The sequence below is a fragment of the Pseudomonas sp. WS 5532 genome (genome assembly GCF_012985445.1).
Taxonomy (GTDB): domain Bacteria; phylum Pseudomonadota; class Gammaproteobacteria; order Pseudomonadales; family Pseudomonadaceae; genus Aquipseudomonas; species Aquipseudomonas edaphica.
On the sequence record NZ_JAAQWK010000001.1, the window covers coordinates 271631 to 284845 of the forward strand.

Annotated in this window: 9 protein-coding genes and 1 riboswitch; of the genes, 6 read left to right on the forward strand and 3 right to left on the reverse strand. The window is 60.9% G+C overall.

Annotated elements, in window-relative coordinates; genetic code table 11:
• The first annotated feature begins 219 nt into the window (after positions 1–219).
• A complete protein-coding gene (locus tag HBO23_RS01340; RefSeq protein WP_017138210.1) occupies positions 220–1038 on the forward strand; it encodes a M48 family metallopeptidase in 819 nt (272 codons plus the stop codon).
• Between the two features lie 117 nt (positions 1039–1155).
• Here the strand turns inward: HBO23_RS01340 and HBO23_RS01345 are convergent, their stop codons facing one another.
• From HBO23_RS01345 to HBO23_RS01355, 3 genes are all read right to left on the reverse strand, one after another.
• The gene (locus HBO23_RS01345; RefSeq protein ID WP_016974259.1) at positions 1156–1740 is read right to left on the reverse strand and encodes a TMEM165/GDT1 family protein; all 585 of its coding nucleotides are present in this window, start codon (positions 1738–1740) and stop codon (positions 1156–1158) included.
• Positions 1741–1829: 89 nt separating this feature from the next.
• Positions 1830–1949, reverse strand: a riboswitch (yybP-ykoY riboswitch).
• A gap of 51 nt (positions 1950–2000) precedes the next feature.
• Positions 2001–2999, reverse strand: coding sequence for a class I SAM-dependent methyltransferase (locus HBO23_RS01350; RefSeq protein ID WP_017138209.1), 999 nt, complete (start codon positions 2997–2999; stop codon positions 2001–2003).
• Positions 3000–3029: 30 nt separating this feature from the next.
• Complete coding sequence (locus HBO23_RS01355; protein WP_138449571.1) at positions 3030–3992, reverse strand: 2-hydroxyacid dehydrogenase; 963 nt, start codon at positions 3990–3992, stop codon at positions 3030–3032.
• An 87-nt stretch (positions 3993–4079) separates the two neighbouring features.
• Here HBO23_RS01355 and HBO23_RS01360 point away from each other — a divergent pair, with 87 nt between their 5' ends.
• The 5 genes from HBO23_RS01360 to HBO23_RS01380 all read left to right on the forward strand — a co-directional run bounded on the left by HBO23_RS01360 (position 4080) and on the right by HBO23_RS01380 (position 13171).
• Positions 4080–4712, forward strand: a complete 633-nt coding sequence (locus tag HBO23_RS01360; RefSeq protein WP_017138207.1) for a LysE family transporter — start codon at positions 4080–4082, stop codon at positions 4710–4712.
• A gap of 258 nt (positions 4713–4970) precedes the next feature.
• On the forward strand, positions 4971–6653 hold the full coding sequence (locus tag HBO23_RS01365) for a fatty acid--CoA ligase (protein WP_017138206.1): 1683 nt from the start codon (positions 4971–4973) through the stop codon (positions 6651–6653).
• Between the two features lie 333 nt (positions 6654–6986).
• A complete protein-coding gene (locus tag HBO23_RS01370; RefSeq protein ID WP_017138205.1) occupies positions 6987–8846 on the forward strand; it encodes a DUF1302 domain-containing protein in 1860 nt (619 codons plus the stop codon).
• A gap of 43 nt (positions 8847–8889) precedes the next feature.
• Complete coding sequence (locus HBO23_RS01375) at positions 8890–10254, forward strand: DUF1329 domain-containing protein (protein WP_017138204.1); 1365 nt, start codon at positions 8890–8892, stop codon at positions 10252–10254.
• Between the two features lie 187 nt (positions 10255–10441).
• On the forward strand, positions 10442–13171 hold the full coding sequence (locus HBO23_RS01380) for a LuxR C-terminal-related transcriptional regulator (RefSeq protein ID WP_170036281.1): 2730 nt from the start codon (positions 10442–10444) through the stop codon (positions 13169–13171).
• Positions 13172–13215: the final 44 nt, after the last annotated feature.

A 13215-nucleotide genomic window follows, 5' to 3' on the forward strand; every position in this document is an offset into this window, starting at 1 on the left:
CCAGGCGCAGGGCAGGTGGGCTGCCTTTTTGTATCGGCCATGGGCACTGGAGGCTTAAGGCTTGGCGGGCGAAATAGTGCGAGATGTCGCAAACGGGCAGTTCGCCGCCGCTGTGGGTGTGTGGGATGTATCTGAAAGTTAGTGGTTACACGTCGTGTGTATCTGGCGCAGATACACATGACCGCCTAGGATACGCGCCAGGATTTCAGGGAGAGCGTCATGAAAAAGTCATTGGTGGTAAGTGTACTCAGTGCAGCGATGCTGCTGGCCGGTTGCCAGGTGGTCAACACCACCAGTGGCGGTGCCGTTGGCGTTGAGCGCAAGCAATATATGTACAGCCTGTTGTCGAGTCAGGAAGTCGACCAGATGTATGCCCAGTCCTATCAAAAGACCTTGGGCGAGGCGAGCAGCAAAGGTGTCGTCGACAAGACGAGTGCCAACGCCAAGCGCGTGCAGGCGATTGCCAAGCGTTTGATCGTGCAAGTACCGGCGTTCCGCCCGGACGCGGCGCAGTGGCAATGGGAAGTGAACCTGATCAAAAGCGACGAGATCAACGCTAACTGCGGGCCAGGCGGCAAGATATTCGTATACAGCGCGCTGATCGACGACCTCAAATTGACCGATGACGAGTTGGCGGCGGTGATGGGGCATGAAATCGCCCACGCCTTGCGCGAGCACAGTCGTGAGGCCATGTCCAAAGCGTACGGTATCGAAATGGCCAAGCAGGGCGCCTCAGCCTTGTTGGGGTTGGGCCAAGACAGTATGGCGATTGGTGATGCTGCCGTTAAATACGGCCTGACGTTGCCCAACAGTCGCGGCAACGAGAATGAAGCCGACTTGATCGGCCTGGAGCTTTCGGCCCGCGCCGGCTACAACCCGAATGCCGCGATCACCTTGTGGAACAAGATGGCCAAGGCTTCCCAGGGCGGGACACCGGAGTTCATGAGCACTCACCCGGCCTCCGACAGCCGAATCGCCTCGTTGCAGGCGGCGATTCCGAAGGTGATGCCGCTGTACCAGCAGGCCAAAAAGTCCTGAGTTAACGCGGTCCAGTGTGGGAGCCGGGCTTGCCCGCGATGCAGGCGACTCGGTTTGTAAGGTGTACCGAGGTGATGCCATCGCAGGCAAGCCAGCTCCCACAGGTTTACATCGAGTTTAGATCCAGCCGCTGCTTTGCATGGCCTTGTACACCGCCACCACCGCCAGGACGAAAAACGCCGTAGCCGCCAGTCGACGAATCAAGGTCAGCGGCAGTTTTTCCGCCGCAAAATTCCCCGCCAATACCACCGGCACGTTGGCAATCAGCATGCCCAGCGTGGTGCCGATAATCACCAGCCACAACTCCGGGTACTGCGCCGCCAGCATCACCGTGGCGATCTGGGTCTTGTCACCGATTTCGGCGAGGAAGAACGCAATCAGCGTGGTCAGGAACGGCCCGAACTTGCGCGTGGTACTGGCTTCGTCATCGTCGAGTTTGTCCGGCACCAAAGTCCACAGCGCGGTGGCACAGAAGCTCGCTGCGAGGATCCAGTGCAACACCGCATCCGAGAAGAAACTGCCGAACCAGGCCCCCACGGCACCGGCGGCCGCATGGTTGGCCAGGGTCGCGGCGACAATGCCGGCGATGATCGGCCAGGGTTTGCGAAAGCGTGCGGCAAGGATGAGCGCGAGCAGTTGCGTCTTGTCGCCGATTTCGGCCAAGGCAACGATTGCGGTAGGAACGAGTAATGAATCCAGCATCAGGTAGGTTTCCAGGGGCGGGCCGACACGGCTATGACACGTACAGCCTTCCCGCCCCGGGTAAGGTGTGCGTGTCATAGGTCTTGTCAAACCCCGGTCCGTCTGTGCGGACTCCTGGGTCGCATACGCCATGGTCTGTTGACCAAGTATGTTGACGTATGCCGGACGAGCATGGCGCTCGTGGGAGACTACTCCCCTAGGACGGAGCGGATTCTGCCTAGGCAAAACCCATTCGGCAAGCGTTCTTTTTCAAATCGCCCTCAGCCGCGTTTGGCACGGTAAATGCGAAAACCATTGCCCTCGGCCTTGATCGCACACACGCCCAAGTGCTCTTCGATCAGCGGTTGATACTTGAGGAAACTGTTGGCGACCAAGCGAAGTTCGCCACCTTTTGCCAGGTGTTTCGCCGCTTTTCGCAGCAGGTTTTCCGTAGCGAAATAATCCGTATGTACACCGACATGGAACGGCGGGTTGCTTAAAATCGCGTTCAAACCCATCGGCGCGGCGTCGATACCGTCACCGGTCAACACCTCGGCTTCCAGACCGTTGGCCGCCAGAGTCAGGCGGCTGCTGGCGGCGGCGAAGGCGTCCACATCGAGCATCGTCACGCTGTTATGCGGGTAACGGCGCTTGACCGCAGCCCCGAGCACGCCGGCGCCGCAACCAAAGTCGAGCAGATGCCCGCTCGGTAGCTTATCCAGGTGCTCCAGCAGCAGCTCGGTGCCGCGATCCAGGCGGCCATGGCTGAACACGCCGGGCAGGCTCACCACCTTCAGCGGCCCTTCGGCCAGCGGCACCTCGAAGACTTGCGCCAGGCTTTCCAGCTCGACCGCTTGCGGGGCGTTGGCCACGGTGACTTGCCACAGCTGGCAATGCCGCGCGTTGTCGAGCTTGCGCGGCTTGCCGTACGGAATCATCTGCTTGGCGGCACTTTCGATGCCGCCCTTTTTCTCCCCGACCAAAAACAGCTCGGCGCCGGGCAAGCGTGCGGCCACGGCGTTGAGCAGGTAGTCGGTGAGGTCTTTGGATTTTGGAAGGAAAATCACTGCCGCATCAAACCCGCGTTCGGGCACGTTCACGCCGAACTGGCTGCGCTCGGGAAAGCGCGCATCCAGTGCGGCCTGATCGCCGGCATGCCAGCTCCAGCCGTGGGCATTGGGCAGTCGGCCGAGCAAGTCGTCAGCGGGCAAGCCTACCAGCAGCAGGTTGCCTTGAAAAAGTTCGGCCTGACGAAGCAGTACTTCACTGCGCGGATCCATAGTCTGCTCCTTGAAAAGGGGCGCAGTTTATCAACTGACGACGCGCAGCGGGGCACCGCTGAAAAAGCCTCGGGCGTTTTCGGCCAGTTGGCCGACGATACGCTGGCGCGCTTCGCGACTGCCCCAGGCGTTGTGCGGGGTGACGATCAAGCGGGGAATGTCGCCGGCCAGCAACGGGTTGCCATTCACGGGTGGTTCCACGCTCAGCACGTCGGTGGCCGCGCCGCCCAAATGGCCGCTGCGCAAGGCATCTGCCAGCGCCTGTTCGTTGATCAAACCACCACGCGCGGTGTTGACGATAAACGCGCCCGGCTTGAGCAGTGCCAGTTCACGGGTGCCGATAAAGTCGCGAGTGTGTTCATTGAGCGGGCAGTGCAAGGTCAGCGCGTCGACCTGTGCGAGCAGCTCATCCAGCGGCACGCGGTCGGCGCGGGCAGGGCGCCCGGGAATGGCGCCGAGCACCACGCGCATGCCAAAAGCTTCGGCCAGGCGTGCCACCGCGCCGCCCAGTTCACCATGGCCGAGCAGGCCGAGGGTTTTGCCTTCCAGCTCGACAATCGGGTAGTCCAGCAGGCAGAACTGCTTGGCCTGTTGCCATTTGCCTGCCGTTACATCCTGTTGATAGTCCTTCAGACGCGTCGCCAGGTTGAGCAGCAGCATGATCGTGTGTTGCGCCACCGATGGCGTGCCGTAGCCGTGGCAATTACTCACGGTAATGCCGTGTGCGCGGGCGGCGTCGAGGTCGATGTTGTTGGTGCCGGTGGCCGACACCAGGATCAGCTTGAGCTCAGGGCAGGCCGCCAGGGTTTGCGCGTTGAGGGGGATCTTGTTACTGATCACCACCTGGGCGCCTTGCACGCGTTCAAGCACATTCTGTGGCGTGGTGTCGGTGAACAGCTGCAAATCACTGAAGCTGTTGCGCAGCTCGCTGAGGTCGAGGTCGCCCAGGTCCAGGGACGGGTGATCAAGGAAGACGGCGCGGCGATTGTTCATTCTCAACTGTACCTTTTGCGACGAGGTTCGAAGGCGTAATCTGCCGAGCCTATCAGATGAAATAATCAGTTACTTAATGGAGTGAGCATGTACGTCGCCGAGTTTTTGACCGTAGCCCTGATTCACTTGTTGGCAGTGGCCAGCCCCGGCCCGGATTTCGCCGTGGTGGTGCGTGAAAGTGTTACCCATGGCCGTCGCGCCGGCACCTGGACCGCATTGGGCGTGGGTTCGGCGATTTTCCTGCACGTGGGGTACTCGCTGCTCGGCATCGGCTTGATCGTGTCGCAGTCCATTGTGCTGTTCAACGCGCTGAAGTGGGCCGCCGCTGCGTACCTGCTGTACATCGGCTTCAAGGCTTTGCGCGCGCAGCCGGCCAAGCCGCCCGCCGAGGGCGAGTTGCACCGTGAAGTCGGCGCGCGCACCCCACGCGGGGCGTTTACCGCAGGGTTTGTCACCAATGGTTTGAACCCGAAGGCCACGCTGTTCTTCCTGTCGCTGTTCACGGTGGTGATCAACCCGCACACGCCACTGGCGATCCAGGCCGGTTATGGCGTGTACCTGGCAGTGGCGACGGCGTTGTGGTTCTGCCTGGTGGCCATGCTGTTCAGCCAGCAGCGCGTGCGCGCCGGGTTTGCGCGGATGGGGCATTGGTTTGATCGGACCATGGGCGCGGTGCTGATTGCCATTGGTGTGAAGTTGGCGTTTACCAGCATGAAATAAAGCCACACGGGTAACACACGGCCACTGTGGGAGCCGGGCTTGCCCGCGATGCAGGCGCCTCGGTGTATCAGTTGCACCGAGGCGACGCTATCGCAGGCAAGCCAGCTCCCACAGGGAATCGCTATAAGGCTCCAGTAGTGGCGCAAAGCTAGCATTCATTGGCCGCTGCAAATCATTCCTTTGGCTGATTTGGCTGAAACATTAGCGCTCTACAGTGCAGGTCTTAGCCAAGACCGTGCAGTCAGATAAGGGATTCGTATGTTGCAGACCCGTGTTATCCCGCCCGCCGAAGGCGCTTACCAATACCCGTTGTTGATCAAACGCCTGTTGATGTCCGGGGCGCGTTACGAGAAGACCCGGGAAATCATCTACCGCGACAAGCTGCGTTACACCTACCCAACCCTGATCGAGCGGGTCGCGCGCCTGGCCAATGTGCTGACCCAAGCCGGGGTCAAGGCCGGTGACACCGTGGCAGTGATGGACTGGGACAGCCACCGTTACCTGGAGTGCATGTTCGCCATCCCGATGATCGGCGCGGTGATCCACACCATCAACGTGCGCCTGTCGCCGGAACAGATTCTCTACACCATGAATCACGCCGAGGACCGCTTTGTGCTGGTCAACAGCGAGTTCGTGGGGCTCTACCAGGCGATTGCCGGGCACCTGACCACCGTCGACAAGACCTTGCTGCTCACCGACGCTGACGCCAAGACTGCCGAGTTGCCGAACCTGGTCGGCGAGTACGAAACCCTGCTGGCGGCCGCCAGCCCCAAGTACGACTTCCAGGACTTCGACGAAAACTCCGTCGCCACCACCTTCTACACCACCGGCACCACCGGCAACCCCAAGGGTGTGTACTTCACCCATCGCCAGTTGGTGCTGCACACCATGGGCGTGGCCACCATCATGGGCAGTGTCGACAGCGTGCGCCTGCTGGGCACCAACGACGTGTACATGCCGATCACACCGATGTTCCACGTCCACGCCTGGGGCTTGCCGTATGTGGCAACCATGCTCGGTTTGAAGCAGGTCTACCCCGGCCGTTACGACCCGGAATACCTGGTGGAGCTGTGGCGCAAAGAAAAGGTCACCTTCTCCCACTGTGTGCCGACCATCCTGCAAATGGTGCTCAACGCCAAGGCCGCCCAAAACGTGGATTTTGGCGGCTGGAAAATCGTCATCGGCGGCAGCGCGCTCAACCGCACGTTGTATGAAGCGTCCAAGGCGCGGGGCATTCAGCTGACGGCCGCGTATGGCATGTCCGAAACCGGGCCGCTGGTGTCCTGCGCCCATCTCAACGAAGAGTTGATGGCCGGCACCGAAGACGAGCGCACCACCTACCGCATCAAGGCCGGCGTGCCCGGGCCGTTGGTGGAAGCGGCAATTATCGACGGCGACGGCAACTTTTTGCCCGCCGACGGCGAGTCCCAGGGTGAACTGGTGCTGCGTGCGCCGTGGCTCAGTGAAGGTTATTTCAATGAGCCGCAAAAGGGCGCCGAACTGTGGGAAGGCGGATGGATGCACACCGGTGACGTGGCCACCCTGGACGCGTTTGGCGTGATCGATATTCGCGACCGCATCAAGGACGTGATCAAGACCGGCGGCGAGTGGATTTCGTCATTGGCCCTCGAAGATCTGGTCAGCCGTCACCCGGCGGTACGCGAAGTAGCGGTGGTGGGCATCGCCGACCCGCAATGGGGCGAGCGCCCGTTTGCGTTGCTGGTGGTGCGTGATGGCCATGTGATAGGTGCCCGAGAGCTTAAGGAGCACCTCAAGCCGTTCGTGGAGTTGGGGCACTTGAGCAAGTGGGCGATTCCAAGCCAGATCGCCGTTGTTACTGAAATTCCCAAGACCAGTGTCGGCAAACTCGACAAAAAACGTATCCGCGTTGACATCATCGAGTGGCAGGCCAACAACAGTACGTTCCTGTCCACGCTCTGACCCCCTTCGCCGCGCCCGTTCGGGCGCGGCAATGCTCTAACTCGCGGCTTCACTTGTGATTTCAGAATTTTCAGCCATCCTTCCCGCGCCGGCCTTCGTCGGCGTGGCGAAAGGGTTGTGGCAGACAGGTTGGTGATGCAAATCACACTTTAGAGGGATCAAGCGCTACCCCCTGCTGGCTATAGTCCCACTCAGAGTTTTTCACGGATGTTGCGCTGCGGGCCATGGGGGCCCGGTTGCCGTTCGGCATTGGGATCGTTGTATTCCGGCCGTTACATGCATCCAGAAGAAAGAACTCACTGCCATAACAATAATGCACATGGAGTAGCGTCGATGACCTCAGTAAACCAGTTCTGGCGCCGGGCAAGACTGCCCCTGGCCGTCAGTCTCGCTTCTACGCTCGCCGGGCCCGCATTCGGCGTCAGTTTCAACATCGGTGAAATCGAAGGCAGCTTCGACTCATCCCTGTCGGTGGGGGCGAGCTGGTCGACTGCCGGTCGCAATAAAGACCTGATCGGTGCCAACAACGGTGGCAGGGGGTTGTCGCAGACCTCCGATGACGGCCACTTGAACTTCGACAAGGGCGATTCCTTCTCGAAGATCTTCAAGGGTATCCATGACCTTGAGTTGAAATATGGCGACACCGGCATCTTTGTGCGTGGCAAGTACTGGTATGACTTCGCGCTGCAAAACGAAGACCTGGACTTCAAGAACGTCAGCAACAACAACCGCAAAGAGGGCGCCAAGTCTTCCGGTGGGCAGATCCTCGATGCCTTCATCTACCACAACTACACCATCGCCGATCAGCCGGGTAACGTGCGGTTTGGCAAGCAGGTGGTGAGCTGGGGTGAAAGCACCTTCATTGGTGGCGGTATCAACTCCATTAACCCGATCGACGTGTCCGCGTTCCGTCGTCCGGGCGCCGAGATCAAGGAAGGCTTGATTCCGGTCAACATGTTCTACGTCTCGCAGACGCTGACCGATAACCTCTCGGCCGAAGCGTTTTATCAGCTGGAGTGGGACCAGACCGTCACCGACAACTGCGGCACATTCTTCTCCCAGCCGGACGTCATCTCGGATGGTTGCAGCAATAACCTGCGGGTGCTGAACAAGCGCTCCACCATCCCTGGCGCGGCCTTGCCCACCCTTAACGCCCTGGGCGTGGACGTGAACAACGAAGGTGTGCTGGTACGTCGCGGCGGTGACCGTGATGCACGCGACAGCGGCCAGTTCGGCGTGGCCATGCACTACAACTTCGAGCCGCTGGACACGGAGTTCGGTGCGTACTTCATGAACTATCACAGCCGTGCGCCGATCTTCAGCGCCACCGGCGCGCCAAACTCGGCCTACACCCGTCCGCTGGGGCCGCTGGCGGCTTTGCGTCCGTTGATCGTGGCAGGCAGCTCCCAGTACTTTGTTGAGTACCCGGAAGATATCCGCCTCTACGGCTTGAGCTTCTCCACCACGCTGCCTACCGGCACCGCCTGGAGTGGTGAATTGAGCTACCGGCCAAACGCGCCGGTGCAACTGAGCACCACCGATATCCTGTACGCGGGCGTCACGCCGATTCCGGGCTTTGGCAATGCATCGGTGCTCAAGGGCACACCGGGCCAGGACCTGCACGGCTACAACCGTAAGGAAGTGACCCAGTTCCAGACCACCTTCACGCACTTCTTCGACCAGGTCATGGGCGCTTCTCGCCTGACAACCGTGGGCGAAATCGGCGTGACCCATGTGGGCGGCCTGGAGAGCAAAAACCAGGCACGTTATGGCCGTGATCCGGTCTTCGGCCCTGGCACGCTACCCGGCGGCTTCTGCAATGCGCTTAACAATTCGACAGCCAACGGCGCAGGCCTGCCCAATGCGTCCGGCCTGAACACCAATTGCAACAACGACGGCTACACCACCGCCACGTCCTGGGGTTATCGCGCCCGGGCCATTTGGGAATACCCGGATGTGTTTGCCGGTGTGAACCTCAAGCCCAACGTCGCCTGGTCCCATGACGTCAAAGGTTATTCGCCTGGCCCTGGCGGCAACTTTGAAGAAGGTCGCAAGGCCGTCAGCCTGGGTGTGGATGCCGAGTACCAGAACACCTACACCGTCAGCCTCAACTACACCAACTTCTTTGGTGGCAAGTTCACCACCGTGGATGACCGTGACTTCATCGCGCTGAGCGCCGGCGTGAACTTCTAAGCACAACCTCTTTAAGCAGTCTGTTTTCAGGAAGAACCAGAACATGAAAATAACTAAAAGTCTGTTGCACGTGGGTGTGCTTGGGCTGTCGATCCTGGCGAGCAACGTCATGGCGGCAGTCTCGGCGGATGAAGCCGCCAAGTTGGGCACGACCCTGACGCCGATGGGCGCTGAAATGGCCGGTAACGCGGCCGGCACCATTCCTAAATGGTCGCCGCTGCCTACCAACGCCGGCGCCGTGGATGCCCGTGGCTTCCTGGCCAACCCGTATGCCAGCGAACAGCCGCAGTTCACCATCACCGCGCAGAACGTCGAGCAGTACAAAGACAAGTTGGCGCCGGGGCAGTACGCGATGTTCAAGCGCTACCCGGACACTTTCAAGATGCCGGTCTACCCGACCCATCGCGGCGCTACCGTGCCGGCCGATGTGTTTGCCTCGATCAAGAAGAACGCCACCAGCACCAACCTGGTGTCCGGCGGCAACGGCCTGGAAAACTTCGAAACCGCGATTCCGTTCCCGATTCCCAAAAGCGGCGTGGAAGTCATCTGGAACCACATCACCCGCTATCGCGGTGGCAGCGTGACCCGCCTGGTAACCCAGGCCACGCCGCAAACCAATGGCTCGTTCAGCCTGGTGTACTTCCGCGATCAGTTCGTGTTCCGCGACAAAATGAAGGACTACGACCCGAAAAACCCGGGCAACGTGCTGTTCTACTTCAAGCAGCAAGTGACTGCACCGGCGCGTCTGGCCGGTGGCGTGCTGCTGGTGCACGAAACCCTGGACCAGGTGAAAGAGCCGCGTTCGGCGTGGGTCTACAACGCCGGCCAGCGCCGTGTGCGCCGGGCGCCGCAAGTCTCCTATGACGGGCCAGGTACCGCCGCCGATGGCCTGCGTACCTCCGACAACCTCGACATGTACAACGGTGCCCCGGATCGCTACGACTGGAAGCTCGAAGGCAAGAAAGAAATCTACATTGCCTCCAACAGCTACAAGATCGACGATCCGAAGCTCAAGTACGCCGACATCATCAAGGCCGGCCACATCAACCAGGACCTGGCTCGCTACGAGCTGCGCCGCGTCTGGCATGTGGTTGCGACCCTGAAGGAAGGCCAGCGCCACATCTATGCCAAGCGTGATTTCTTCATCGACGAAGACACCTGGCAAGCGGCGGTCATCGACCACTATGACGGTCGTGGCCAACTGTGGCGCGTCGCCGAAGCCCATGCCGAGAACTACTACGACAAGCAAGTGCCGTGGTACGCCATCGAAACCCTCTACGACCTGCAGTCCGGCCGCTACCTGGCCCTGGGCATGAAGAACGAAGAGAAGCAGGCCTATGACTTCGGTTTCACCGCTTCCACCGCAGACTTCTCCCCGGCGGCCTTGCGCCAGGATGGGGTTCGCTAAGTTGTTTTAACTGAGGCCGCACCCTCAGCGTGAAGCCCCGACTGGTTCGGGGCTTTTTTATGCGGGGATATTTTTTGTCGCAGTTCTTTTTCAGGCAAATGTCGCAAAGATCTACAAACCCGCCGCTTTTACCGCTAGTCTGCGGACATCTGCAATGCCGACAACAGCCTTCTACAAGAGCCCGGCGATGACTGATCTGTCCCGAATCCAAGGCCCTGCAAGCGCGGTGATTCCGACCCTGGAAGCGCGTTTCTACAGGCCGCCTTTACCTGATGGCTATGTGCTGCGCCCGCGCCTGTGCGAACGCTTGAGCGCGGGTCTTGCAGGGCGACTGTTGCTGGTGAGTGCCCCAGCCGGGTTCGGCAAGAGTTCGTTGGCGGTGGAGTTTTGTCAGAGCCTGCCGGCGCATTGGCAAAGCCTGTGGCTGGGCCTGAGCCCGCGAGATAACGACCCCGGCCGCTTCCTTGAGCGCTTGCTCGACGGCTTGCAGCAATATTTCCCGCAACTCGGCGCCCAATCCCTGGGTTTGCTGAAAATGCGTCAGCGTCACCAACCCTTTGCCTTTGAAGAATGGCTCGACGGCTTGCTCGACGAGCTGACGCTGCACCTGTCCACGCGCGCGCCCTTGCTGCTGGTGCTGGATGACTACCATCTGGCCCAGGGCCCGGTGCTGGACCGCTGCCTGCAATTTTTCCTCAATCATTTACCCGATGGGCTGCTGGTTTTGGTCACCAGCCGCCAGCGCCCGGACTGGCACCTGGCGCGGCTGCGACTCTCGCGCCACCTGCTGGAGCTGCACGAACAAGACCTGCGCCTGACCCACGACGAATCGCTGGCCGTACTCGACAGGCACAGCAGCTCGTTGCGCGGCGAAGCCCTGGACAACCTGATCCGTCGCAGCGAGGGCTGGGTGGCTGGCCTGCGCTTCTGGTTGCTGGCCCTTTCCGAAGCCGGCAATGAGGCCGCGTTGCCACAACATTTGCACGGTGGCGAAGGGCTGATCCGCGACTACTTGCTCGAAGAAGTCATTGATTGCCTGCCAGCAGAAGTTCAAGCCTTCCTCTACGACACTGCGCCTCAGGATCGTTTTTGCAGTGAGCTGTGCGACGCCGTGCGCGAAGCCCACGACAGCGCGCATATCCTCGGTTATTTACAGGCCCACCAAGTGTTTCTGGTGCCGCTCGATGAGCAGGGCCACTGGTATCGCTACCACCATCTGTTTTCCGACCTGCTGCGTACCCGTCGTGCGAGCAGTGCCACCGTGCCGATTGCCAGCCTGCACCTGCGTGCCTGCCGCTGGTTCAACACCCAGGGCTTGATCGATGAAGCGGTGGAACAGGCGTTGCGCGCCGGCCACCTGGATGTGGCGGCGAACCTGGTGCAGAACCTGTCGGAGGAGCAACTGCTGGCCGAACAGAACGTCGGCATGCTGCTGCGCTGGAAGATGGACTTGCCCGACAGCCTGCTGATCAGCACGCCGCGTTTGATCGTGCTCTACAGTTGGGCATTGGGGCTGGCCTGCCAACTGGATGCGGCCGAAGAACTGTCTGGCTACCTCAGCCGCTTCCTGCCGGCACCGTCGGCCACTGCGCAAAAGTCGATGCTGGCACAGTGGCTGGCGCTGAGCGGGATTATCGCTCGAGGCCGAGGCGATCGTGAGTTGACCCTGCGCTACTGCAGCGAGGCGTTGGAAAGCTTGCCGCAAAAACGTTACGGCCAGCGCCTGATGTGCCTGTCGACCCTCTCAAACCTGGCAATCGTCGATGCCGACCTGTGGCGTGCCCGTGGCCTGAATCGCGAATCCCTGGAGCTGGCGCAGCGCGTCGGTAACCCGCTGTTCGAGGCGTTGGCCCATTACGATCGCGCGCGGGTGTTGCAGGCGCGGGGCGAAATCCTGCGTTCCCTGGACGAAGTGCGCCAGGGGCTGCAACGTCTGCATGGCTTGGCGCCGCAGCGGCTGTACGCGGTGCGCGCGCGGTTGTCGCTGTACGAGGGCTATCTGCTGCTGGTGCGCTATCAGCCCGAGGCCGGCCTTGTCCGTTTACGCGCGGGTCTGAACGAAGCCCGCGCCTGCCGGGATATCAGCGTGCTGATCGGGCATTGTGTAATTGCCAGCTTTGAAGGGCGCCGTGGGGACTTTCCCACAGCGTTTGCCGAGCTTGCCGAAGCTGAGCGCTTGATGCACATCTGGGATGTGCCGCCGATCTACTACCTGGCGATGATCACCCTGATCAAATGCGAGCTGTGGCTGGCTCAAGGCCGCACTGACTTGGCAGATGCCTGGTTGACCCGGCTGGGGCAAACCTACAACGGTGAACACGCAGCAGCAGCGCCGGAATTTCACCCGCACTTACCACAACATATCGAGCTGCAACAGGCTGCGCTGGACGCCACCCGTCATCAGCCGGCCGCCGCGTTGCAACGCCTCGAGGAGCTGGCTCAGCAAGCGCATAACAGTGGGCGGCAAATGATTGCCCTAATGGCCTTGACCCAGCAGGTGCAGTTGCTGCTGGAGTGTGGGCAGCAAGACCAGGCCCGGCAAGTATTGGCCCGCGCCCTTGAGGCGGGCGCCGGTGGGGCGTTGCAACCCTTTCAGCGGCTGCTGGAGAGTTATCCGGACTGGATGCGTGAGCAGCTTGGCCGGGAGGCTCATGGCTTGCTGAACCAGAGTTTGTTGGTGCTGTTACCGGTTGTAGCTGACGCCCAAGTACCGTCCGGCCAGGAAACCCTCAGCGTCCGCGAACTGGCGGTGCTGCAACTGATCGCCCAGGGGTGTTCGAACCAGGAAATCAGCAATCAGTTGTTTATCTCCCTGCACACGGTGAAAACCCACGCCAGCCATATCAACAGTAAGCTGGGTGTAGAGCGCCGGACTCAAGCGGTGGCCCGTGCCAAGTCGATGGGGCTGCTGGCCTGATAATGGGCCAGCTTTCCTGTAGGAGCTGGTGTGTGTGGGAACTG

Coding starts and splice junctions, on each gene's coding strand:
- HBO23_RS01340 (WP_017138210.1), top strand. CDS start 220: ATGAAAAAGTCATTGGTGGTAAGTGTACTCAGTGCAGCGATGCTGCTG.
- HBO23_RS01345 (WP_016974259.1), bottom strand. CDS start 1,740: ATGCTGGATTCATTACTCGTTCCTACCGCAATCGTTGCCTTGGCCGAA.
- HBO23_RS01350 (WP_017138209.1), bottom strand. CDS start 2,999: ATGGATCCGCGCAGTGAAGTACTGCTTCGTCAGGCCGAACTTTTTCAA.
- HBO23_RS01355 (WP_138449571.1), bottom strand. CDS start 3,992: ATGAACAATCGCCGCGCCGTCTTCCTTGATCACCCGTCCCTGGACCTG.
- HBO23_RS01360 (WP_017138207.1), top strand. CDS start 4,080: ATGTACGTCGCCGAGTTTTTGACCGTAGCCCTGATTCACTTGTTGGCA.
- HBO23_RS01365 (WP_017138206.1), top strand. CDS start 4,971: ATGTTGCAGACCCGTGTTATCCCGCCCGCCGAAGGCGCTTACCAATAC.
- HBO23_RS01370 (WP_017138205.1), top strand. CDS start 6,987: ATGACCTCAGTAAACCAGTTCTGGCGCCGGGCAAGACTGCCCCTGGCC.
- HBO23_RS01375 (WP_017138204.1), top strand. CDS start 8,890: ATGAAAATAACTAAAAGTCTGTTGCACGTGGGTGTGCTTGGGCTGTCG.
- HBO23_RS01380 (WP_170036281.1), top strand. CDS start 10,442: ATGACTGATCTGTCCCGAATCCAAGGCCCTGCAAGCGCGGTGATTCCG.